This window comes from Hydrogenophaga borbori, from assembly GCF_003417535.1.
Lineage (GTDB): Bacteria > Pseudomonadota > Gammaproteobacteria > Burkholderiales > Burkholderiaceae_C > Hydrogenophaga > Hydrogenophaga borbori.
In genome coordinates this window covers 309,862-330,830 of sequence record NZ_QVLS01000006.1, presented here as the reverse complement: position 1 = coordinate 330,830, position 20,969 = coordinate 309,862, and the positions used below count along the sequence as shown (strand labels likewise).

General features: G+C 69.3%; 20 protein-coding genes. 5 read left to right on the top strand and 15 right to left on the bottom strand.

Annotated features, from left to right (window positions below):
• Positions 1-33: 33 nt before the first annotated feature.
• The 3 genes from DY262_RS12165 (at position 34) to DY262_RS12155 (ending at position 2,684) form a co-directional block, all read left to right on the top strand.
• On the top strand, positions 34-621 hold the full coding sequence (locus DY262_RS12165) for a TetR/AcrR family transcriptional regulator (RefSeq protein ID WP_116959213.1): 588 nt from the start codon (positions 34-36) through the stop codon (positions 619-621).
• 118 nt (positions 622-739) lie between these two features.
• Positions 740-2,059, top strand: coding sequence for a sulfite dehydrogenase (soxC, locus tag DY262_RS12160; RefSeq protein WP_245980955.1), 1,320 nt, complete (start codon positions 740-742; stop codon positions 2,057-2,059).
• Positions 2,046-2,684 (top strand): c-type cytochrome, encoded by a 639-nt coding sequence (locus tag DY262_RS12155; RefSeq protein ID WP_245980954.1) that lies wholly within the window; start codon positions 2,046-2,048, stop codon positions 2,682-2,684. The genes soxC and DY262_RS12155 overlap by 14 nt, the downstream gene beginning before the upstream one ends.
• Before the next feature lie 212 nt (positions 2,685-2,896).
• On the opposite strand, the gene DY262_RS12150 is transcribed toward DY262_RS12155, so the two are convergent.
• From DY262_RS12150 to DY262_RS12110, 9 genes are read right to left on the bottom strand one after another with little or no spacing between them, the layout of a single operon-like run.
• Positions 2,897-3,703 carry a hypothetical protein gene (locus tag DY262_RS12150; RefSeq protein ID WP_147326224.1) on the bottom strand — a complete coding sequence of 269 codons (807 nt, stop codon included), beginning with the start codon at positions 3,701-3,703 and terminating at the stop codon, positions 2,897-2,899.
• A 54-nt stretch (positions 3,704-3,757) separates the two neighbouring features.
• Positions 3,758-4,696, bottom strand: coding sequence for a DMT family transporter (locus DY262_RS12145; RefSeq protein ID WP_245980952.1), 939 nt, complete (start codon positions 4,694-4,696; stop codon positions 3,758-3,760).
• 1 nt (position 4,697) lies between these two features.
• Positions 4,698-5,387, bottom strand: a complete 690-nt coding sequence (locus tag DY262_RS12140) for an EthD domain-containing protein (RefSeq protein WP_116959207.1) — start codon at positions 5,385-5,387, stop codon at positions 4,698-4,700.
• Positions 5,388-5,413: 26 nt separating this feature from the next.
• On the bottom strand, positions 5,414-6,124 hold the full coding sequence (locus DY262_RS12135) for an ABC transporter ATP-binding protein (protein WP_116959205.1): 711 nt from the start codon (positions 6,122-6,124) through the stop codon (positions 5,414-5,416).
• 11 nt (positions 6,125-6,135) lie between these two features.
• Positions 6,136-7,917 (bottom strand): branched-chain amino acid ABC transporter ATP-binding protein/permease, encoded by a 1,782-nt coding sequence (locus DY262_RS12130; RefSeq protein ID WP_116959203.1) that lies wholly within the window; start codon positions 7,915-7,917, stop codon positions 6,136-6,138.
• Positions 7,914-8,837 (bottom strand): branched-chain amino acid ABC transporter permease, encoded by a 924-nt coding sequence (locus DY262_RS12125; protein WP_116959201.1) that lies wholly within the window; start codon positions 8,835-8,837, stop codon positions 7,914-7,916. Before DY262_RS12125 ends, DY262_RS12130 begins: the two co-directional genes overlap by 4 nt.
• A 55-nt stretch (positions 8,838-8,892) precedes the next feature.
• Complete coding sequence (locus DY262_RS12120) at positions 8,893-10,086, bottom strand: ABC transporter substrate-binding protein (RefSeq protein ID WP_116959199.1); 1,194 nt, start codon at positions 10,084-10,086, stop codon at positions 8,893-8,895.
• A 52-nt stretch (positions 10,087-10,138) separates the two neighbouring features.
• Positions 10,139-10,918, bottom strand: a complete 780-nt coding sequence (locus tag DY262_RS12115; protein WP_116959197.1) for an SDR family NAD(P)-dependent oxidoreductase — start codon at positions 10,916-10,918, stop codon at positions 10,139-10,141.
• Positions 10,919-10,927: 9 nt separating this feature from the next.
• Entirely contained in the window at positions 10,928-12,682 is a 1,755-nt protein-coding gene (locus DY262_RS12110) for an FAD-dependent oxidoreductase (protein ID WP_116959195.1), read from the bottom strand.
• Positions 12,683-12,841: 159 nt separating this feature from the next.
• Here DY262_RS12110 and DY262_RS12105 point away from each other — a divergent pair, with 159 nt between their 5' ends.
• Positions 12,842-13,621: an IclR family transcriptional regulator gene (locus DY262_RS12105; RefSeq protein WP_245980951.1), complete on the top strand. Its 780-nt coding sequence runs from the start codon at positions 12,842-12,844 to the stop codon at positions 13,619-13,621.
• Here the strand turns inward: DY262_RS12105 and hydA are convergent.
• Genes hydA through DY262_RS12075 form a run of 6 tightly spaced genes read right to left on the bottom strand, consistent with a single transcriptional unit; the run spans position 13,593 to position 19,999 of the window.
• Entirely contained in the window at positions 13,593-15,041 is a 1,449-nt protein-coding gene (hydA, locus tag DY262_RS12100; protein WP_116959192.1) for a dihydropyrimidinase, read from the bottom strand. The two genes, DY262_RS12105 and hydA, sit on opposite strands and share 29 nt — an antisense overlap.
• The gene (locus DY262_RS12095; protein WP_116959190.1) at positions 15,038-15,784 is read right to left on the bottom strand and encodes an aspartate/glutamate racemase family protein; all 747 of its coding nucleotides are present in this window, start codon (positions 15,782-15,784) and stop codon (positions 15,038-15,040) included. The genes hydA and DY262_RS12095 overlap by 4 nt, the downstream gene beginning before the upstream one ends.
• Positions 15,781-17,166 (bottom strand): amidohydrolase family protein, encoded by a 1,386-nt coding sequence (locus DY262_RS12090; protein WP_116959187.1) that lies wholly within the window; start codon positions 17,164-17,166, stop codon positions 15,781-15,783. The genes DY262_RS12095 and DY262_RS12090 overlap by 4 nt, the downstream gene beginning before the upstream one ends.
• Positions 17,167-17,175: 9 nt before the next feature.
• On the bottom strand, positions 17,176-18,456 hold the full coding sequence (locus DY262_RS12085; protein ID WP_116959185.1) for a TRAP transporter large permease: 1,281 nt from the start codon (positions 18,454-18,456) through the stop codon (positions 17,176-17,178).
• Positions 18,453-19,007, bottom strand: a complete 555-nt coding sequence (locus DY262_RS12080; protein WP_116959183.1) for a TRAP transporter small permease — start codon at positions 19,005-19,007, stop codon at positions 18,453-18,455. The genes DY262_RS12085 and DY262_RS12080 overlap by 4 nt, the downstream gene beginning before the upstream one ends.
• Positions 19,004-19,999 carry a TRAP transporter substrate-binding protein gene (locus tag DY262_RS12075; RefSeq protein WP_116959180.1) on the bottom strand — a complete coding sequence of 332 codons (996 nt, stop codon included), beginning with the start codon at positions 19,997-19,999 and terminating at the stop codon, positions 19,004-19,006. The genes DY262_RS12080 and DY262_RS12075 overlap by 4 nt, the downstream gene beginning before the upstream one ends.
• 218 nt (positions 20,000-20,217) lie before the next feature.
• On the opposite strand from DY262_RS12075, the gene DY262_RS12070 reads away from it, so the two are divergent.
• Positions 20,218-20,949 (top strand): GntR family transcriptional regulator, encoded by a 732-nt coding sequence (locus DY262_RS12070; protein WP_181936484.1) that lies wholly within the window; start codon positions 20,218-20,220, stop codon positions 20,947-20,949.
• Positions 20,950-20,969 lie beyond the last annotated feature (20 nt).

Genomic DNA, 20,969 nt, shown 5'->3' with positions numbered 1-20,969 from the left:
TTGTGATCGCCGGCACCGCCCCTCCGCCCTGCCATGGACATCACCGACTACCCCGACCTTCCTCAGCGGGCGCGCATCGTGAAGATCGCGGCCCAGCTGTTCGCGCAGCGGGGGTACCACGCGGTCGGCATGAGCGACATCCAGGACGCGGTGAAGCTCGGCCGCGGGGCGCTCTACCACCACATCCGCAGCAAGGAAGACCTGCTGTACGACGTCACCCGTGAGTACATCACCGAGTTGGCCGACAGCGCGCTGCGCCTCAAGGCCGAGGAAAGCGACCCGGTCGCGCGGCTGACCCGGCTCGGCTCGACCCTGGTGCACAAGGTGGCCTCGCACCAGGCCGAACTGACGGTCTGCTTCCGGGACGTGCAGTCGCTCTCCACCGAGCGCTGCAACGAGGTCATGGGCTGGCACAGCCGCTACGAACAGGTGTGGCGCGACACCATGATCGAAGGCGCGCAAACCGGCGTGTTCCGGCCCTTCGATGCCCTCGTGCTCAAGGGCGTGCTCGGCATGTACTACTACTGCTACCTCTGGATGAAGCCGCAACGGCCCGAGGGCGCACAGGCCATCGCCGAGCGCTTCAACGACCTGACGCTGCGCATGCTGCGCGCCACCTGACGCGGCGGGCCGGGGCCTCCACGGGTAAACCCCAGTGATCTTCCTTGGCGATTGCCGCCATAGTGGTCTGTACCGATCGGTCGGTCGATATCCCTCAACACCCCACCGGAGACAACCCGTGAGCAAGGAAGACCCAGGCCAGAGCTTGGTGCGGCAGGCCCAATCGGAGCTGGCGACCACGCGGTCCATCACCCACCCGCGGCAACCCGCACGGCGACAGCTGTTCGCGCAGACGGCGGCGGCCGCCGCCGGCCTGGCGGGCCTGGCGGCGGCCGGCCAGGCCCGGGCCGCGCTGCCGGTGCCGGAATCCAACCTGCGCCCGGGCACGCCGATCCCCGAGAACGAGTACGGCATGCCGTCCAAGTTCGAGGCGCACGTCAAGCGCCGGCGCACCGACGTGCTGGTGAACAAGCAGAACTTCTCCGACTGGAGCTTCACGCCGGTTCACCAGCAGCACGGCATCGTCACGCCCAACGGGCTGATCTACGAGCGCCACCACAACGGCGTGCCGGAGATCGACCCGGAACAGCACCGCTTCGCGATCCACGGCATGGTTCGCCAGCCGCTGGTGTTCACCATGAGCGACCTCATGCGCTACCCCTCGGTATCGCGCTTCTACTTCATGGAGTGCTCGGGCAACGGCCTCACCGACTGGCTCAAACCGGCCGCCAAGACCGTTCAGCAAACGCACGGCCTGCTCTCGTGCACGCAGTGGACGGGCGTGCCCCTGTCCGTGCTGCTGGACGAGGCCGGCGTCGACCCCAAGGCCACCTGGGGCCTGGCCGAAGGCGCCGATGGCTCGGCCCACGCCCGCAGCCTGCCCATCAAGAAGCTGATGGACGACGCGCTGCTGGTCTACGCCACCGGCGGCGAGATGCTGCGCGCCGAGAACGGCTACCCGCTGCGGCTGTTCATCCCCGGCTGGGAGGGCAACGTCAGCATCAAGTGGCTGCGCCGCCTGAAGATGGGCGACCAGCCCTGGCACCTGCGCAGCGAAACCGCGCGCTACACCGACCCCATGCCCAACGGCAAATGGCGCCAGTTCAGCTTCGCCATGGAGGCCAAGTCGGTGATCACCTCGCCCTCGGGCTCGATGAAGGTGCAGCGCGGCCCGGTGGAAATCATCGGCTTCGCCTGGTCGGGCCTGGGCAAGATCCGCGCGGTGGACGTCACCGTGGACGGCGGGCGAACCTGGCGCAAGGCCGAGCTGGAAGAACCGGTGCTCGACAAATGCCTGACGCGCTTTCGCTTGCGCTGGAACTGGGACGGCTCGCCCGCCAAGATCGCCAGCCGCGCGGTGGATTCGACGGGCTATGTGCAACCCACCGTGGAAGACATCCAGAAGGTGCGCGCCATCACCGGCTTCGTGCAGCACCACAACGGCATCTTCCCCTGGGCCATCAACACCGCCGGGGAGGTGAGCAATGCCATCGCTTAAGACCTTCATTCCCCTGGGCTGCGCCATGGCCTGCGCCTGGCTGCTGGCGGGCACCGCGCAGGCCGCACAGCCGGCTCAGCCCAAGGGCCCCGGTGCGCACGCCACCGCGGCGCCCGCGGTCAAGGCCGCGTTCGGCCAACCCATTACCGAGGCCGAGTTGGCCAGCTGGAACATCGACATCCGCACCACCGACGGCGCGGGCCTGCCGGACGGCAGCGGCACCATCGCCCAGGGCCAGGCCGTGTACGACGGCAAATGCGCGTCCTGCCACGGCGCCAAGGCGGAGGGCGGGCCCATGTTCGGCACCATGGTCGGCGGCATCGGCTCCTTCACCACCGAGCGCCGCCTCCTGACCCCGGGCAGCATGTACCCGTTTGCGCCCGTGCTCTTCGACTACGTGCGCCGGGCCATGCCGCTCACCCAGCCGCAGTCCCTGAGCAACGACGAGGTCTACGCCGTCACCGGCTACATCCTGCACCTCAACGGCCTGTTGCCGGCCGATGCGGTGGTGAACGCCGCCGCGCTCAAGGCGCTCAAGATGCCCAACCGCGACGGCTTCATGGTCGACGACCGGCCCGACACCAAGGCCGTGCGCTGCATGAAGGAATGCAAGGCCTTGAGGTGAGGGGCTGAGGACGTGGCCTCCAGTGTGCGAGCCAAAGCACCTGTCTGAGCAATGGCTCCGGCGGGTGCTGTCCTTTCTGAATTCGCTTCGGCGCCCTATCCGCGCTTCAAGACGAGCGACGCCCATCCGCCGCGTTGAGTCCAAAGCGAAAACTGTTCGTTGTCATGGGACCCCTCCAAGGTCTCCATGCCGCGACCGAAGAACGACCGACTTCAATTGACCTTCGGGAGCCGCAACGACTGGAGCTCCAAGTTCTCCCGCAGCAACACTCGCACCCGCTGCATTGACACGTCCAGAAAGGCGAGATGCGACTGAGAACTTTCCAGCAGAAAGCCCTCACCCACCAGCACTCCTTCTCTCAGCAAACGAATGCATTGGCGCTTGGATGCCTCGCAGCCCTGGGCAAAATCCTTGGCCTCTTTCTGCGCTATGCCGACGCCGATGTTGCGCCCAATCTCCGCGGGAATTCCAAGCAACACGACGAGCACCAAGACGATGGGCAAGGAGAAGAGTCCAACCAGCGCACCGCCTGTCGAGGCAAGGACGCTTTGACGGACCCATCCGGGCAGCTTTGACGTCAGGCTTGACCACTTGTCTACAGCGTCGAGCGGATTCCATGAACTGTTCAGAAGCCGCAGGTAAAGCGCCAAGCCGACGCCGCTCAAGGCGACGACGTACCAGTGCTTCAACATCGCCAGCATCGCCATGCCCAGCGCGTTCGACACCCCGTAGTAGCCCATGATGACCAGCCATTCCCCTGACTTGGGAAAGGGCCCGGTGTCGATGCCCCATTCAAAAAAATAGGCGCGATGGATCGCGTTTCCCATCAGATGCAGAAGCACCGCGGCTGCGCCTGCGAGGGCCGTTGTTGAGGCCAGGACGCCCTGCCAGGTCCACTTGGGTGGCCTCCGTTGCCGCCGGTTGTCATTGGCGCTTGTCAGACCACCCGCTCCGGTGGTCCTGTCTGCGTCCGCCGCACCCGCGACATCGATGTCGACCTTCACTGCTTCACCGCTCATGTCGTGCCTCCCTTTGCGGGCAAATGATATGAGCGATGCTGAGTACCCGCGCGATCAAGTTCGCCGCGCAAACCCCAGCCGCGACCCCAGGATCACACTCCCCAGCCCCAGCGCGTGCCACCCCGTGAGCGCCTCGCCCATGAACAGCACCGCGAAGGCCACGCCGAAGATCGGCACCCAGTAGAAGCCCATCGCCGTGCGCGCGATGCCCAGCCGCGCGATCGACAGGTTCCACACCAGCGCCGCCACGCCCGTGGCCAGCACGCCCGAGTACAGGATCAGCGACCAGGTGGTCGCCGAGGCCTCGGCCAGGTCGGACAGGCGCGCATCCGGCGACAGGGCCGCGTGCAGCACCAGCAGCGTGGAGCCGATGACGTGCACCACCCAGCTGATCTGCAGCGCGGTGAAGGCCCGGGACAGGCGCTGCACCGCGATGCCGCCCGAGGCGAAGCACACCACCGAGGCGATGATCAGCGCGTCGCCCCAGGAGCCGCTGCCCAGTTGCGCGCCCGGCCGGTTGAGCACCACCAGGGCCACGCCCGCGAAGCCGATCAGCACGCCCGCCAGGCGGCGCGCGCCCAGGGCTTCGCGGAACACCAGGGCGGCAAGCAGGGCCGACACCAGCGGCCCCAGCGACATGATCAGGGCCCCGTTGGTGGCGGTGCTGCGCGCCAGGCCGGCCGAGAACAGGATCTGGTTGCCGTAGACCATGACCAGCGCGCAGCCGGTGAGCGCGAGCACGGCGCGGACGTTCAGCGCGGGCAGGCGCTCGCGCCGCAGGAACAGCAGGGCCGTGAGCGCGAGCGTGGCGACGACCATGCGCACCGCGGCCACCGTCAGCACGTCGAGCGAGCCCGTGAGCGCCTTCACCGCCGAGAGGTTGACGCCCCAGATGGCCATGGCGCCCAGCAGCAGGGCGTAGGCGCGCCGGCCCTCGCCGCCGCCGTTTAGGCGCGCGTTGGCGTTCGCCCCGGGCGCCGCGCCGCCGGCCACCTCAGCCCACCACCACGTGGCGCTCGACCAGGAAGGTGGTGATCTCGGCGATGAACTCGCGCGCGTGCGCCATCAGGGTCTGGCCCTTGGGCGAGGCGAAGGCGCGGTCCAGCGAGTCGGTGTCGTCGAACCAGAGCTCGACGATGCCGTCGATGGGCCAGGCCTCGCGCTCCACCGGGTGGCCCTTGGGCGCCTCGCGGCCCACGATGAGGTTTTGCCGGTAGCCGCGCACGCCGGCCACGCGCTTGACCAGGTGGGCGTGCTCCTGCCGCCACTCGCGCTGAAACTCCTCCGGCGAGACGTCGTCACGCCGGCGCAGCAGCGACATGCGCTTGAGCAACGGGCGACCCGCCTCCGGCGGTATCACCTCCAGCTGGTGAATGGTGACGATGCGCAGGTCGGCAATGAAGCGTTTCTCGTCCGCGATGAGCGCCTGGCCCGCCTCTGTGCGCATCGCCTCGCGCATGGCGGCTTCGCTGTCGAACCAGAGCATGGAAAAGCCGTCGAGCTGGTCCGGGCCGCGCGGGTAGCTGAAGCCGCGCTGCAGGCTGTCGACCACAGGGTTCTGCTCGTAGCGTCGCAGGCCGGGCAGCTGGGCCGCCAGGGCGCCGTGGTGGCCGCGCCAGTGGCGGCGAAAGTCCTCGTCGCTCCAGCCTGGTTGCTTCTTGATCAAACCCGCTCGCACGATCATGGGACGGTCCTCCGGATGGGGTTCGCTCAATGCGAGCCGAGGTAGGCGGCTTTCACCTTCGGGTCGTTGAGCAGCTCGGCGCCCGATCCCTGCAGCGTGATGCGCCCGGTCTCCAGCACGTAGGCGCGGTCGGCCACGCCCAGGGCCTGCTTGGCCATCTGCTCGACGAGCAGGATGGTCAGGCCCGATTCGCGCAGCTGGCGGATGGCCGTGAAGATGTCCTTGATGATGAGCGGCGCCAGCCCCAGCGAGGGCTCGTCGAGCAGCAGCAGGCGCGGCTCGCTCATGAGCGCGCGCGAGATCGCGAGCATCTGCTGCTCGCCGCCCGAGAGCGTGCCGGCCAGCTGGTCCTGGCGTTCGCGCAGGCGCGGGAAGCGCTGGAACTCGCGCTCGATGGAGCGCGCCACGCCGGCCTTGTCCTGGCGGCGCGCGTAGGCGCCGAGCATCAGGTTCTCGCGCACGGTCTGGTCGGGGAAGACGCCGCGCCCTTCGGGCGACAGGGCCACGCCCAGGCCCACGCGCTTGTGCGGCGCCAGGCGTGTGCAGTCGGTGTCCGCGATGCGGATGCTGCCGCTGGCGGCCGGCTCCAGGCCGGCGATGCAGCGCAGCAGGCTGCTCTTGCCCGCGCCGTTGGCGCCGATGATGGCGATCACTTCGCCGGCCTTCACTTCCAGGCTGACGCCTTTGACGGCCTGGATGGCGCCGTAGGCCACCTCGAGCTGGTGAATCTTGAGCATGTGGTGTTCCCTCAGGCCGCCGCCGCGGCGGCCCCGTCCTCGACGCCGAGGTAGGCCTCGATCACGCGCGGGTTGTTCTGGATCTCGGCGGGCTTGCCTTCGGCGATCTTGATGCCGTAGTCGAGCACGATCACGTGGTCGGAGATGGACATGACCAGGTCCATGTGGTGCTCCACCATCAGGATGGAGATGCCGCAGCGCGCGATCTTGAGCAGCAGCTGGCCCAGCTCGGCCGTCTCCTGCGGGTTGAGGCCGGCCGCGGGTTCGTCGAGCAGCAGCAGCTGCGGTTCGGTGGCCAGGGCGCGCGCCAGCTCCACGCGCCGCTGCAGGCCATAGGGCAGGCTGCCGGCGGGCGAATGGGCCAGGGGCAGCAGGTCCACCAGCGCCAGCAGTTGCAGCGCGCGTTCGGTGGTGCGCGCCTCTTCCCGCCGAGCCGATGGCAGGGCCAGCAGCGAGGCGAAGAAGCCGTTGCGCATGCGCGTGTGGTGACCGAGCTTGACGTTGTCCAGCACCGAGAGCTCGGCGAACAGCCGCAGGTTCTGGAAGGTGCGGCCCATGCCCAACTGGCAGATGGCGTGCGCGGGCCGGCCCCCCAGGTTCTGGCCCAGGAAGCAGATCGTGCCCGCGCTGGGGTCGAGCACGCCCGTGACCATGTTGATCATGGTGGACTTGCCCGCGCCGTTGGGGCCGATCAGCGCGTGCACGTGGCCGCGCTGCAGGCGAAAGCTCACGTCCTGCGCGGGCTTGACGCCACCGAAGGCCTTGGACACGTTCTCGACCACCAGCAGGTCGCCCGTGGCGTCCCCCGAGGCCGGGCGGTAGGCGCGCGGCTGGCTGTCGAGCGGCGGCTCGGGCGTTTTGCGCCAGCGCGCGAACAGGGCGTTCAACAGTCCCATCACGCCGCCCGGCATGGCGTACAGCGCGAACAGCAGCAGGAAGCCGTAGAGGAAGTGCTGCGCGGCGGGCCAGCGCGCCAGGGCGGCGTCGATGGCGGTGAGGATCACCGTGCCCACCAGCGGCCCGTACTGCGAGCCCGCGCCGCCGAACAGCACCAGCAGCAGGATGAAGATCGAGAGGTGGAAGGTGATGAAGTCGGAGTTGATGTACTGGTTCTGCTGCGCCACCAGCGCGCCCGCGATGCCGCAGGTGACGGCCGCCACCACGAAGGCAATGACCTTGGCGCGGTAGACCCGCACGCCCACCGAGGACGAGGCGATCTCGTCGGCCTGCAGCGAGAGCAGGGCGCGGCCGAAGCGCCCGCCCACCAGGTTGCGCAGCAGCAGGTGGGTGACGGCGCACAGCGCGACCGTGAGCCAGACCCACTGCTGCGTGCTCAGCGGGCTGTCGCCCCAGGTGAGCGGGCGGATACCGTAGACGCCCTGCGCGCCGCCGAACACCTCGGTCCACTCGCTGACGAGCTTTTCCACCACGATGCCGAAGGCCAGGGTCACCATCGCCAGGTAGGGGCCCTTCACGCGCAGCGAGGGCAGGGCGACGAGCACGCCGAACACGCCCGAGACCACGGCGGCGAGCGCCAGCGCGATCCAGGGGCTGATCTCGGTGCGTGTGGTCAGCAAGGCCACGGCATAGGCGCCGGCCGCGAACAGGCCGGCCTGGCCCAGCGACTTCTGGCCCGCGTAGCCCACCAGCACGTTCATGCCGGCCGCGCACAGGTAGTACACGCCCATCATGAACAGGATGCGCAGGTAGTAGTCGTTGTTCAGCGCGAAGGTGAGGCCGACCACGAGGGCCACGGCCAGCAGCACGCCGGCGATGTGCGGGAAGCGGTTCATACCTTCTCCACCGTGCGCGCGCCGAACAGGCCGGTCGGGCGGAAGGCCAGCACCAGGATGACGAGCGCGAAGATCGCCACCTCGCGCCACTGCGCCTGCCACAGGTTCACCATTGACTCGATGACGCCGAGCGCGAAGCCGCCGATGACGCAGCCGCGCGGGTTGCTCAGGCCACCGATCATGGCGCCCGAGAAGCCCTTGAGGCCGACGGTCAGGCCCATGAAGAGCGAGGCCTGGGCGATGGGGGCCAGCAGGAAGCCCGAGAGCCCCGCGAGCGCGGAGCTGACGACGAAGGCGATCACCATGATCGCCTTGGTGTTGATGCCCATGAGGCTGGCGACGGCGCCGTTGGCGGCCACCGCGCGCATGGCCTTGCCGAGCAGGGTGCGGTTCATGACGAAGTCGAAGCCGATCATCACGACCACGGCCAGGCCCAGCGTGAGCAGCTCCTGCGGCCGCACGCCCACGCCCATGAAGCGGATGATGTGGTCGCCCACGGGGCTGGGCACCACCACGGGCTTGGGGCCCCAGATGGCCAGGCCGATGCTTTGCAGGATGACGCCGAAACCCAGGGTGCTCATGACCCAGGCCATGCCGGGGCGCCCGGCGAAGGGCCGCACGCCGATGGCGTAGAGCAGCCAGCCGAGCAGGCCCATGACGCCCAGGGCGCCAAGCAGGGCCATCAGCTGCGCCGCGGCGCCGGGCTCGGCGTCACCGAAGCTGGTGGCCGTCAGCGGTTTGCCGATGGCCAGGAACAGCACGCTCATGCCAACGAAGGCGCCAGCCGACACGAACTCACCGTGCGAGAAGTTGAGGGTCTTGGTGGTCGTGAAGGTGACGCTGAACCCCAGCGCGACCAGCGCGTAGGCACCGCCCACGCACAACCCGCTGAGAACCGCCTGCAAGAGCGCTTCTGTCATGTCTGTCTCCGGGAGAAAGGCGATCGGGCCGCCGCCGGCCCGATCGCCAGGGCGCTCACTGCTTGAAGTCGGCCGCGGTCAGCGATTTCAGGATGGCGTCGCTGTAGGGCAGCAGCTTGCCGTCCTTCCAGCGGATCCAGACGAAGTCCTCGGCGGTGAGGGCCTCGCGGTCGGTTTTGCTGAAGGGCTTGTTGTAGGTCTTGAGCACGCCTTGCACCGGGGTCTTGAGGTCTTCCAGCGCGGCGCGCACGGCGGGGCCGTCGGTGCTGTTGGCCTGCTTGGCGGCGGCGGCGTAGAGCAGCACCGAGTCGTAGCCGTGCAGCGCGAAGGAGAAGGCGCTCGGGGCCTTCAGTTTCGAGCCGATGCGGTCGTACAGCTTCTGCTGCGCGGGCGTCTTCTCCTCGCTCACGGTGCGCATGAAGATGGGCTTCTCGGCCAGGGTCTTGCCGGCGGCGTCGTAGAAGGTGATGTTGTCCGCCGCCCAGGAGGTCAGCGTGAGCGGGAAGTAGTTCACCTTCTCCATGCTGCGCACCAGCTGGGCGATGGGCGTGCCCTGGGCCCAGACCACCACGGTGTCCACGCCGGCGGCCTTCATCTTGTTGAGCTGCGAGGTCATGTCGGTGTCGCCGACGCCGAAGTGCTCGGTGGCGACGATCTTGATGCCCTGCTTCTCGGCCAGCTCCTGCATGTCCTTCAGGCCGCCCTGGCCGTAGCCGGTGGTCTCGGCCATCAGGCCCACGCTTTTCGCGGCGCTGTTCTTCTTCACGTAGGCCATGAGCGCGGCCACCTGCTCACGGTCGACCATGGAGACGCGGAACATGTAGTTGTCGCCCGAGCCCATGGGCGCGGTGATGGCGGTGCCCGAGCCCACGTTGCCGATCACCGGCACCTTCTTCTGGTTGGCGATGTGCTTCCAGGCCATGGCGTTGCCCGAGTTGGTGGGGCCGAACACGGCGACGACCTTCTCGTTGTCGATCAGGTCGGTCATGTTCTGGATGGACTTGGGCGGCGCCGAGGCGTCGTCGCGCACCACCAGCGTCAGCTTCTTGCCCAGCACGCCGCCAGCGGCGTTGATGTCGGCGATGGCCGCCTCCATGCCGATGACGGCGGCCTGGCCGCTCTGCGCCGAGGGCGAGGCCGAGAGGTCGCCGTTGTAGCCGAGCTTGATGTCCTGGGCCTGGGCGCCGCCCGCGAAGGCCGCGAGGGCGATGGCCGACAGCGCGGCGCCCCAATAACGCTTGATGTTCATCTTGTCTCCTGTGGTCGAGTGAGGTGGCGGGAAAGGTGGCTGGGCGCGGGCGTCACACCGCGAGGAAACCGCCATCCACCGGCAGCGTGATGCCGGTGACGTAGCGGGACATGTCGGAGGCCAGGAAGACGATCGGACCGACGAGGTCCTCGGTCTGGCCCACGCGGCCCATGGGGATGCGCGTCATGAAGCCCTGCAGGCGCGTCGGGTCCTCGCGCGTGGCGGCGGTCATGGGCGTTTCGATGACGCCCGGCGCCAGCGCGTTGACGCGCACGCCGAAGGGCGCGAGCTCCTGCGCCAGCGACTGCGTCAGCAGCTTGATGGCCGCCTTGGAGGGCGCGTAGCCGAGCGAGGCGCCCTGGCCCGCGTAGGCGGCGATGGAGGCCATGTTGACGATGCAGCCGCGCGTGGCCTTGAGGGCGTCGAGGAAGGCGTGCGTGACATTGAAGGTGCCGTGCACGTTCACGTCGAGGGTCTTCTTGAAGTTCTCGGCCGCGCGCGGGCTGGCGGTGGTCTCGCGGATGATGATGCCGGCGTTGTTCACCAGCAGGTCGACGGCGCCGACCTCGCGCGCGACCCGGGCCGCGAGCTCGCGGCAGGCCTCGGCCGAGGTCACGTCCAGCGCGAAGGACCAGGCCTCGCCGCCGGCCTCGCGCACCAGGCGCGCGGTCTCGTCCACCGCCGCGGCGTTCATGTCGGTGGCGACGATGCGCGCGCCGGCCTGCGCCAGGCCCAGGCAGAAGGCGCGGCCGTTGCCCTGGCCGGCGCCGGTGACGAAGGCCAGGCGGCCCTGCAGCAGGCGCGGCGCGAGCGTGTCGGGGTAGGTGGGCATGGCGTCTCCTCAGGCGGCGGGGGCCAGTTGTTCGCGCGCGCTGGGCGCGGCGGCGGGCGGCGCCAGCGGCGCGGCCCTGGCCAGCTCCTGGCCCGCGATGTAGCCGAAGGTGATGGCCGGCCCCAGGGTGATGCCCGCGCCGGGGTAGTTGCCGCCCATCACGCTGGCGGCGTCGTTGCCCACCGCGTACAGGCCGGCGATGGGTTGTCCCGCCGCGTCCAGCACGCGCGTCTTCTCGTCGGTGACCAGGCCGGCGAAGGTGCCGATGTCGCCGATGACCAGCTTGATGGCGTAGTAGGGACCGTGTTCCAGCGGGGCCACGCAGGGGTTGGGCGTGACCGTGGCGTCGCCCTGGTAGCGGTTGTAGGCCTTGCTGCCCTTGCCGAAGGCCGGGTCCTCGCCCTTCGCCGCGTGGCGGTTGAACTCGGCCACGGTCTGCTCCAGCGTGGCCGGCGCAATGCCCAGCTTCGTGGCCAGTTCGGCGAGGCTGGCGCCGGACTTCAGGTAGCCGCTGCGCAGGTGGCGGCCGATGGGCAGGGGCGCGGGCGCCACGCAACCCAGGCCGTAGCTGCGCAAGGCCTTGTGGTCGCACAGCAACCAGGCGAAGACCTCGGGCTGGCCTTCGCAGGTCTTGACCATGGCCTGCACGAAGTCGTGGTACGAGTTGCCCTCGTTGGTGAAGCGCCGGCCCTCGGGGTTGACCGCGATCACGCCGGGCTTGGCGCGGTCGATGAAGTGCGGCATGACGCCCGCGCTGCCGTCCTGGCGGGTGGTGACGGAGGCGGGCACCCACGCGGCGGCGTGGGGAATGGTGCCGTCCACGCGCCCACCCACGGCCTCGGCCAGGCGCAGGCCGTCGCCGGTGTTGGTGGAGGGCGAGGGCGAGAAGTGCTCGCGGCCCGTGGGCGCGTGGGGGAACAGCTGGCGGCGGCGCTCCACGTCGTAGGGGAAGCCGCCCGCGGCCAGCACCACGCCGCGGCGCGCCAGCACGCGCACCGGCCGGCCCTCGCGCTCGACCAGCGCGCCGGTGACGGCGCCGCCCTCGACCAGCAGCTGCTTCACCGGCGAGGACAACCACACCGGGATGTTGCGTTCCATGGCGGCCTTGGCCAGGCGGCCCGCAAGCGCGTTGCCATTGGTCAGCGTCATGCCGCGGCCGTGGAACAGCACGTCGAAGAAGTGGCGCGTCAGCCGCTTGGTCACGTACCAGAAGGACGTGGGCGACTTGAAGACGCGCATGAAGTGGCGGATCTCGGGGCCCGAGCCCAGCATCATGCCGAACACCGTGAGCTCGGGCAGCGGCGGCGCCAGCAGCTTGATGCGCGGGCCGAGCTCGCGGCCGTCGTAGGGCCGGGTCACCATGGAGCGCCCGCCCGGCAGGCCACCGGGGGCTTCGGCGTGGTAGTCCGGAAAGACCGGCGGCAGGTCGAAGCGCAGCGGCGTCTGGCTGGTGAAGAACTCAATGGCCTTGGGGCCGTTCTCCAGGAAGGCGTCGACGCGGCGCTCGTCGTAGTGCGTGGTGGCCTCGTGCTTCAGGTAGGCCTTGGCCGCGCCGGGCGGCTCCTCGATGCCCTGCTCCTTGGCCAGGTGGGTGCCGGGGATCCACAGCCAGCCGCCCGAGCGCGCCGTGGTACCGCCGAATTGCGGCTGCTTGTCCACCACCAGCACCTGCAGCCCCTGCGCGGCGGCGGTGACGGCCGTGGCCATGCCCGATGCGCCGGTACCGATCACCAGTACGTCGACGGCTTGTGTCTCCTGTGACATGCCTTGCTCCTTGTCAGTGGGGGCGATTCTAGAAGCCACATCTGATTATGGTCAATGCGTTTGATAATATCTTTTCGTCTGATTGGGTCGTAGCCGTTTGAAATTATCAGGGAAAACCCTATGGATACACTTGCCCGCGCCCCCACCGCCCACGTCCCCATGGAAGAAAAGAGCCGTCGAGGTATCCAGTCGATCGAGATCGGCAGCGCCCTGCTGCTGGAACTCGCGCGCAAGGTGCGCCCGGTGGCCCTGAAAGACCTGGCCAAGGCGGCCGGCATGACGGCGGGCAAGGCCCACCCGTACATGGTCAGCTTCCTCAAGGTGGGCTTCGTGTCACAGAACGATGCCGGGCAGTACGAGCTGGGGCCGCTGGCCCTGCAGCTGGGCCTGATCAAGCTGCAGCGCATGGACCCGGTGAAGGAGGCGTCGGCCGTGCTGGAGCAGCTGGCGCACACCACGGGGCAGAGCGTGGCCCTGGTGGTCTGGGGCAACCTGGGGCCGACCATCGTGCGCATGGAAGAACCCATCCAGCCGCTGCACGTGAACCTGCGCACCGGCACCGTGATGTCGCTGACCAACACGGCCACGGGCCGGCTGTTCGCGGCCTACCTGCCGCCCAAGGTGGTGGAGCGGCTGCTGGCGGAAGACCTGGCGCGCTCGAACTACGGCACCGCGCCCAAGCCGGTGCACACCATCCAGGACCTGGAGCCCACGCTGGCCGAGATCCGCCAGCACGGCCTCTCGCGCACGCTCGGCCAGCCGATCCCGGGCATCGACGCGCTGTGCGCGCCGGTGTTCGACGCCGAAGGCCACATCGTGCTCGGCGTGCTGGTGATGGGCCCCTCGGCCACCTTCGACACCGCGTGGAACGGGCGCATCGCCAAGCCCCTGCTGGCCTGCGCCGCCGAAATCACGCGGCGGGTGGGCGGGGCGAAGTAGGCCGGGCCGGCAGCAGGCTGGGCCGCCCGCGCCGCAGGTAGCGGCCCTGGCCCCGGCGCGGGTGGAAGGCCTGCCCGTCCCACAGCACCTCGCCGCCGGCGATGGTGACGCCCGGCCAGGCGCGCAAGGCCATGCCCTCGTAGGGCGTGTAGTCCACGTCGTGGTGCAGGGCGGCGTTGCGCACCGTGCGCTCGCCCTCGTCCCAGATCACCAGGTCGGCGTCGCTGCCGATGGCGATGGTGCCCTTGCGCGGGTGCAGGCCATAGGCCTTGGCCGGGTTGGTGGCCGTGAGTTCGACGAAGCGCTGCAGCGTGATGCGCCCGCCCAGCACGCCCTCCGAGTACAGCAGCGGCAGCCGCGTTTCGATGCCGGGAATGCCGTTGGGAATGTGCTGGAAGGCCACCTCTTCGCCGTTCGGCTTCTTGCCCTCGGTGCCGTCGTAGCGGAAGGGCGCGTGGTCGGACGAGAACACGGTGAACAGGCCGTCGCTCAGGCCGTCCCAGATCACCTGCTGGTTCTGCTTGTCGCGCGGCGGCGGGCTGCAGACGCAGCGCGCGCCCTTGTAGCTGTCGTCGATGCCCAGGTCCTCGGCGGTGAGGAAGAGGTACTGCGGGCAGGTCTCGGCGAACACCTTCAGGCCCTGGGCGCGCGCCCAGCGGATCTGCTCCACCGCCTCGCGGCCCGAGACGTGCACGATGAGAATGGGCACGTCGATCAGCTCGGCCAGCGAGATCGCGCGGTGCGTGGCCTCGCGCTCCACCAGCATGGGCCGCGCGTGCGCGTGAAAGCGCGGCGCGGTGCGGCCCGCCGCTTCCAGCCGGCGCGTGAGCCAGGCGATGCAGTCGGCGTTCTCGGCGTGGATCATGGCCATGGCGTCGTGGCGCCGCGCGACCTCGAGCACGTCCAGGATCTGGCCGTCGTCGAGCTTGAGGTCGTCGTAGGTCATGTAGATCTTGAACGAGGTGTAGCCCTCGCGGATCAGCTCGGGCAGCTCGCGGCCCAGCACCTCGGGCGTGGGGTCGCTCACGATCAGGTGGAAGGCGTGGTCGATGTGTGCGCGGCCCTGGGCGCGCGCGTGGTAGTCGTCCACCGCGGCGCGCAGCGACTGACCCTTGACCTGCGCCGCGAAGGGAATGACGGTGGTGGTGCCACCGCAGGCCGCGGCGCGCGTGCCGCTGTCGAAGTCGTCGGCCATGCGCACCGGCGGCGCCATGGGCTGGTCGAGGTGGCAGTGCGCGTCCACGCCGCCCGGCGTGACCACGCGGCCCGCCGCGTCGATCTCGCGCGCGCCGGCGGCGAGCCCATGGCCCAGTTGCTGAATCACGCCATCGCGGATGCCGATGTCGCTGACGAAGCTGTCCGAGGCGGTCGCCACGCGGGCGTTGCGGACGACGAGGTCGAAGGCCGGACGATCGCTCATGGCTGGCGCCCGATCAAGCTGGCCAGGCCGTCCTGCAGGCCCTGGTGCGCCTTCATCGGCGGCGGCGACATCGCGCCGCTGCGCCGGGGTGTGTAGCCGGCGCGGCCCAGGGCCTCGGCCATGCGGATGGCGCTGCCCACGCCATCGATCAGGGGCACGGGCACGTCGTCGGCGATCTCGCGCGCCAGGCCGGCCAGCGGCGCGCCGGCCAGGATGATGCTGTCGGCGCCGTCCTGCTCCACGCAGCTCAGGCACATCTCGCGCAGCACCTCGCGCGCTTCATGCTGCACCGTGCCCACGCTGGCGAAACCCTGCTTGAGCCCGCGGTAGCCGGTCATGCGCGAGGACAGGCCCAGCTGCTCCACGGTCTGCACGTACCAGGCGCCAATGCGCTGCGAGATGCCCACGATGGCGAAGCGCCCGCCCAGCAGGAAGGCCGCCGCCACCGCCGATTCGGTGAGCCCGACCACGGGAATGTCCAGCAGCTCCTTCGCCGCCGCCACGCCGGGGTCGCCAAAGGCCGCGATGACGGCCACGTCGTGGTCGGCCTGCTGCTGCGCCAGCAGCTGCAGCGTGGCGTAGGCGCCCACGGCGGCCTCGCCCGGCGTCTCGATGTAGGCCACGCCGAAGGGCGCCGTGGCCATGGTGATGCGCGTGTCGGGCAGGGCCGCGCGGCGCGCCTCGTTGTGGATCAGCTCGGTGACGCTGAGCGAAATGTTGGGGTTGATGACGAGGATGTTCAAGCGTTTCTCCGGGGCTCGACTTGCGCGCGGGCCCGCTCCCACAAGGCGGCCGCCGCCTGTTGGGCGTCGGCCAGGATGCTGTCTTGGTCGACGCGCAGGGCGCGACCGCCTTCCACCACGATCTCGCCGTGCACCAGCACCATGGCCACGTCGCGGCCCTGGCCGGTGTGCACCAGGTTGCCCAGCGGGTTGATGTTGGGCACCAGGTGCGGGCGGCGCATGTCCACGCAGACCATGTCGGCCAGCTTGCCGGCCTCCAGGCTGCCCAGGTGCTCGCCCAGGCCCATGGCGTGCGCGCCGTTGTAGGTGGCCATGCGCAGCATGTCCGCTGGCTGCCAGCCGTCGTCGATGCCGCCGGCCTGTATGCGGCCGAGGTTGAGCGCCCAGCGCATGACCTCGATCATGTCGGCGTGCATGTTGTCGGTGGCCAGCGCCAGGCGGATGCCGGCGTCCTGCATGGCCCGCGTGGGCGCGATGCGCCCGCCGGTGGCGTTGCCCTTGGGCACATGCGCGAGGTTCATGCGCGCCGCGCCGGCGCGGCGCATGTCCGACTCGCTCATGTACATGCCATGCGCGGCGATCAGCGAGGGGCCGAGCAGGCCGGTCCGCTCCAGCAGTTCGCAGGGCGTGCATCCATCGCGCTCCTGCACGCGCTGGTTCTCCATGCGGCTTTGCGACAGGTGCGTGGTGACCACGCCGCCGTGGCGCTCGCGGTGGTCGGCGACCCGTCGCAACAGGCCCTGTGAGCAGGTGTCCGGCGCGTGCGGCGTGAGGTGCACGCCGGTGCGGCCCTCGGGCCCGCCGTGCCAGCGCGCGTGCAGGGCCAATGCCTCGCCCAGGGTGCGCTCGCCGATGGCCTCGTCGTGCCGCCACTCGCCCAGGTGCACGCGGGAGAAGTCCACGTCGTGGATGCGCCCGCAGGCGTAGGCGCGCAGGCCCACGTCGGCCATCGCGGGGAGGGTCAGGTCGGCGTGCACGTAGCTGTCGTTGATGACGGTGGAGCCGAACATCAGGGCCTCCAGCGCGCCCAGGCGCGCCAGGGCCACGGCCTCGTCCGGCGTGACCTCATGGCCATGCGGCACGCCGGGCGTGTAGGCCGGCGCGAAGCCCATGTCCTCGGCCACCCCCCGTACCATGGTGAGGATGGTGTGGGTGTGCACGTTGACGAAGCCCGGCAGCACCAGGTGCCCGCGCAGGTCGACGGTCCGGCGCGCCGCCACGCGCGGCGCGTCGGCCGCGCCGGCCACGAAGGCGATGCGCGGGCCGGCGATGCCGATGACCGCGTTTTCGATGACCTCCAGCTGCGGGCGCGTGTGCACCACGGTGGCGCCGGTGATCAGCAGGTCCAGGGGGCCTGGCGCCGCAGATGCATTCAATGACATGGCCACCCCTTAGAAGCCCAGCGCGCGCGGCAGCGCCGTGACGATGGACGGAAAGGCCACGCACAGCAGCAGCATCACGAACTGGAAGATCACGAAGGGCATGGACTCGCGGATGATCGCGCCCATGGGCACCCGGGTGATGCCGCTCATGACGAAGAACAGCACGCCCACCGGCGGCGTCATCATCCCGATCACCAGGTTGAACATGAACAGGAAGCCGAACCACAGCGGGTCCAGGCCGAAGGCGTCGGCGATCGGCACGAACAGCGGCACCAGCATGATGTAGGCCGCGTTCGACTCCATGAACATGCCCACCACCACCAGCAGCAGCATGGTCAGCAGCACGAACACCATGGGGTCGGCCGTCATGCTTTTCACCCAGTCCGCCATCTGCTGCGGCACCATGTCCACGGTGAGCAGGAAGGTCACGGTGGCGGCCAGCGCGATCAGCGCGCCCACCATCGAGGCCGTGACGGCCGCGCGGAACAGACAGCCCGGCAGGTCCGACAGGCGCAGCTTGCGCGTGACCAGCAGGCCCACCACGCCCGAGTAGACCACCGCGATGGCGGCGCCCTCGGTGGCCGTGAACACGCCGCCGATGATGCCGCCCACCACGATGATGGGCATGAACAGGATGATGTGCGCCTTGCGGAACTGCACCCAGGCGTTGCGCGCGTTGAAGGCCTCGCCCGTGGGCGGGTACTTGCGCCGCCAGGAAACGAAGCTGGCGATGCCGATGAAGCCCAATGCGAGCAGCACGCCCGGCACGATGCCGGCCATGAACAGCCCCCCCACCGACACCGAGGAGCCGGCCATCAGGGCGTAGACGATCATGGCGTTGGAGGGCGGGATCACCGGCCCCAGGTTGGCCGCCGAGGCGATCACCGCGCAGTTGAAGCTGTCCGGGTAGTGCTTGCGCAGCGCGGGCACCAAGGCGCTGCCCAAGGCGCTGGCCGAGGCCACGGCCGCACCGCTGACCGAAGCGAGGATGGTGCCGGCGATGATGGTGACGTGAGCCAGGCCCCCGTGCACGCGCCCGACCAGGCTGTTGGCGAAGGCCACCAGCCGCTCCATCATGCCGGCCTTGACCATCAGCTCGCCGGCCAGCATGAACAGCGGGATCGCCATCAGCGGGAAGTTGTCCACCGCGTGCAGCATGCGCTGGGCCATCATCACCAGCTCGAAGTCGGCGGCATACAGCGCGGCCAGGGACGCGAAGCCCAGCGCGAACGCCAGGGGCATGCCCGCGAAGGCGAGCACGCAGAAGACGATGATCACGAGCCAGGTCATGACAACCTTCCTTCCCAGATGCGCGAACCCAGCCAGGCGTGCAGCACGAGGTGGATGAACGAATGGGCCGCGCAGATCAGCACGGCGACGTAGTAGATGCCGGCGGTGATGGGCAGCGTGGGCATCAGCTCCTGCCACTTGTCCAGCGTGGCCACCCAGGCGGCCCAGAAGATCGCCGCCATCAGCACCGCGCTGGCCACGCAGACCAGGCGGAACAGCCGCTCCTTGTTGCGCGGCGACAGGTTCATGACCAGCAGGTCGATGCCCACGTGCACCGCGTACTTGATGCCGTGCGGGATCGCCAGGAAGATGACCCAGACGAAGAACAGGCGCGAGACCTCGTCGGCCGAGTCGATGGACGAGCTCAGCACGTAGCGCCAGAACACCTGCAGGGACACCATCAGCGTCATGGCGGCCATGGCCAGCACGATCACCACCATCGACACGCGGTCGAGGGCCTCGACCCAGCGCCGGATGGCGGGCCAGATCGGGGGCCATCCGTTGTCGCCGGGCGGCGGGGCCGCCTCGGCGGCGCTCACGCCCTGCGTCACTTGGTGGCCTCGGTGACGACCGCTTCGATCAGCTTGGGATCGATGCGCTTCTTGAGCGACTCCACCACGCCCGCGGTGCTGCGGCGGAAGTCGGCGCGGCCCTGCGGGGTGATCGGCGTGAAGGTCATGCCGGCCTTCACCAGCTGCTGGCGCCAGCGCTCATCTTCGCGGGCGGCTTCCGCGCGCTGCCAGGTCATGGCCTCTTTCATGGAGGCCATGACCGCCTCCTGCTGCGGCTTGCTCAGGCGCTCGAACAGGCGCTTGTTGGCGGCCGCGTTGATGAAGTCGTAGAAGTGGCCGGTGTCGGACAGGTGCTTCTGCACCTCGTTGAAGCGGCGGCTGGCGATGATGTTGTAGGGGTTCTCGTGGCCGTCCAGCACGCCCTGCTGCATGGCCGAGTAGACCTCCTTGACGTCCATGGCGACCGGGTTGGCGCCCAGCGCGCGGAAGGTGTCCAGGTGCACTTCGTTGGGCTGCAGGCGGATCTTCAGGCCCTTGAAGTCGGCCGAGGAGGTGATGGGCCGCACGTTGTTCGTCACGTGACGAAAGCCCAGTTCGCCATAACCCAGGCTGATGAAGCCTTTTTGCGCCATGCGCTCGTCGAACAGCTTGCCCACCGGGCCGTCCATGACGCGAAAGGCCGCCTCGCGCGAACTGAACAGGAAGGGCAGGCTGACGGCTTCGTACTCCGGCACGATGCGGGTGAAGTAGGCGATGGAAGTGACGATGGCGAACACCGTGCCGGAGCGCACCTGGTCGACGTTTTCCGCCGCGCCGCCCAGCTGCATGTTGGGGAACAGGTCGACCTGCAGTTCACCCTTGGTGCGCGCCTCCACCTCCTTCTTGAAGATCTCCATCACCTTGGTGGCCGTGTGGTCCGCGGGGAAGTTGCCCGCCACGCGCAGCCGCTGCTGGGCCATGGAGGGGGCGTGAAGGCCCACGAGGGTCAGGGCGGCGACGGCCGAGAGAACAAGGGATCGGCGAAACTTCATGGCAATTCCTTCGCTGGGGTCAGCGGATGGGTTACAGGGGATGACGACCTGGAAAATGCAAGAACCGTGCAAGTGCATTATCTTTTCGGCAATGCCCCTGTCAACAGGGTATTTACGCACTCAATTGGTGCTCATCCGGCTCGATTTGCCTTAACCTCGCACCAAGATAATTCACTTTTGGCCGATCTGGCCAGGTTTGCATTCAAATGGGGAAGGCCGTGGACAAGCCTCTGACTGGGTCCCTGCGAGAGACCGCCCCCGCGCCGGGCGCGGAAGAGCCGGCCGGCGCGGAGGAGCGGCGCCGGCGCGGCGTGCACGCCGACGTCTGCGGGCACATCCGCGACCTGATCGTGCACGGCGAGCTCGCCTCGGGCGAGCGCATCAACGAGGTGGGGCTCAGCGAGGCCCTGGGCGTGTCGCGCACGCCCATCCGCGAGGCCTTGAAGGTGCTGGCGGCCGAGGGCCTGGTCGAGTTGCTGCCCAATCGGGGCTCGCGCGTGACCACGCCCTCGACGGACGAGATCGTCAACCTGTTCGCGGTGATCGCGGCCCTGGAGCGCCTGGCGGTGGAGACGGTGACGCTGCAGGCCTCGGCGCCGGCCCTGGCCCGGCTGCGCGCGCTGCACGACGAGATGCTGCGGCACCACGCCGCGGGCGACCGCGACCGCTACTTCGAGCTCAACCACCGCATCCACGAAACCATCATCGAGATGGCGGACAACCCGCAGCTCAGCCGCACGCACGCCGACCTGATGACGCGCGCCCGGCGCCCGCGCTTCATCGCCATCACCACCGACGGGCGCTGGGACGAGTCGGTGAAGGAGCACGAGCTGGTGATGTCGGCCATGGAGCTGCGCGACGCGCGCTTCGCCGGCGAGATCCTGTTCCGCCACGTGCTCAAGACGGGCACCGCCTACACCCAGTCGCTGGCCGCCGCCCGCGCGGCCTGAGCCCGCGCCAGCGCGCCGGT

What these genes read in the sequence shown, in the direction of transcription:
- DY262_RS12105 (WP_245980951.1), top strand. Translation starts at nt 12,842, where the DNA reads ATGGAAGAAAAGAGCCGTCGAGGTATCCAGTCGATCGAGATCGGCAGC.
- DY262_RS12155 (WP_245980954.1), top strand. Translation starts at nt 2,046, where the DNA reads ATGCCATCGCTTAAGACCTTCATTCCCCTGGGCTGCGCCATGGCCTGC.
- DY262_RS12075 (WP_116959180.1), bottom strand. Translation starts at nt 19,999, where the DNA reads ATGAAGTTTCGCCGATCCCTTGTTCTCTCGGCCGTCGCCGCCCTGACC.
- DY262_RS12150 (WP_147326224.1), bottom strand. Translation starts at nt 3,703, where the DNA reads ATGAGCGGTGAAGCAGTGAAGGTCGACATCGATGTCGCGGGTGCGGCG.
- DY262_RS12140 (WP_116959207.1), bottom strand. Translation starts at nt 5,387, where the DNA reads ATGATCGTGCGAGCGGGTTTGATCAAGAAGCAACCAGGCTGGAGCGAC.
- DY262_RS12165 (WP_116959213.1), top strand. Translation starts at nt 34, where the DNA reads ATGGACATCACCGACTACCCCGACCTTCCTCAGCGGGCGCGCATCGTG.
- DY262_RS12130 (WP_116959203.1), bottom strand. Translation starts at nt 7,917, where the DNA reads ATGAACCGCTTCCCGCACATCGCCGGCGTGCTGCTGGCCGTGGCCCTC.
- DY262_RS12120 (WP_116959199.1), bottom strand. Translation starts at nt 10,086, where the DNA reads ATGAACATCAAGCGTTATTGGGGCGCCGCGCTGTCGGCCATCGCCCTC.
- DY262_RS12135 (WP_116959205.1), bottom strand. Translation starts at nt 6,124, where the DNA reads ATGCTCAAGATTCACCAGCTCGAGGTGGCCTACGGCGCCATCCAGGCC.
- DY262_RS12125 (WP_116959201.1), bottom strand. Translation starts at nt 8,837, where the DNA reads ATGACAGAAGCGCTCTTGCAGGCGGTTCTCAGCGGGTTGTGCGTGGGC.
- hydA (WP_116959192.1), bottom strand. Translation starts at nt 15,041, where the DNA reads ATGAGCGATCGTCCGGCCTTCGACCTCGTCGTCCGCAACGCCCGCGTG.
- DY262_RS12110 (WP_116959195.1), bottom strand. Translation starts at nt 12,682, where the DNA reads ATGTCACAGGAGACACAAGCCGTCGACGTACTGGTGATCGGTACCGGC.
- DY262_RS12115 (WP_116959197.1), bottom strand. Translation starts at nt 10,918, where the DNA reads ATGCCCACCTACCCCGACACGCTCGCGCCGCGCCTGCTGCAGGGCCGC.
- DY262_RS12090 (WP_116959187.1), bottom strand. Translation starts at nt 17,166, where the DNA reads ATGTCATTGAATGCATCTGCGGCGCCAGGCCCCCTGGACCTGCTGATC.
- DY262_RS12085 (WP_116959185.1), bottom strand. Translation starts at nt 18,456, where the DNA reads ATGACCTGGCTCGTGATCATCGTCTTCTGCGTGCTCGCCTTCGCGGGC.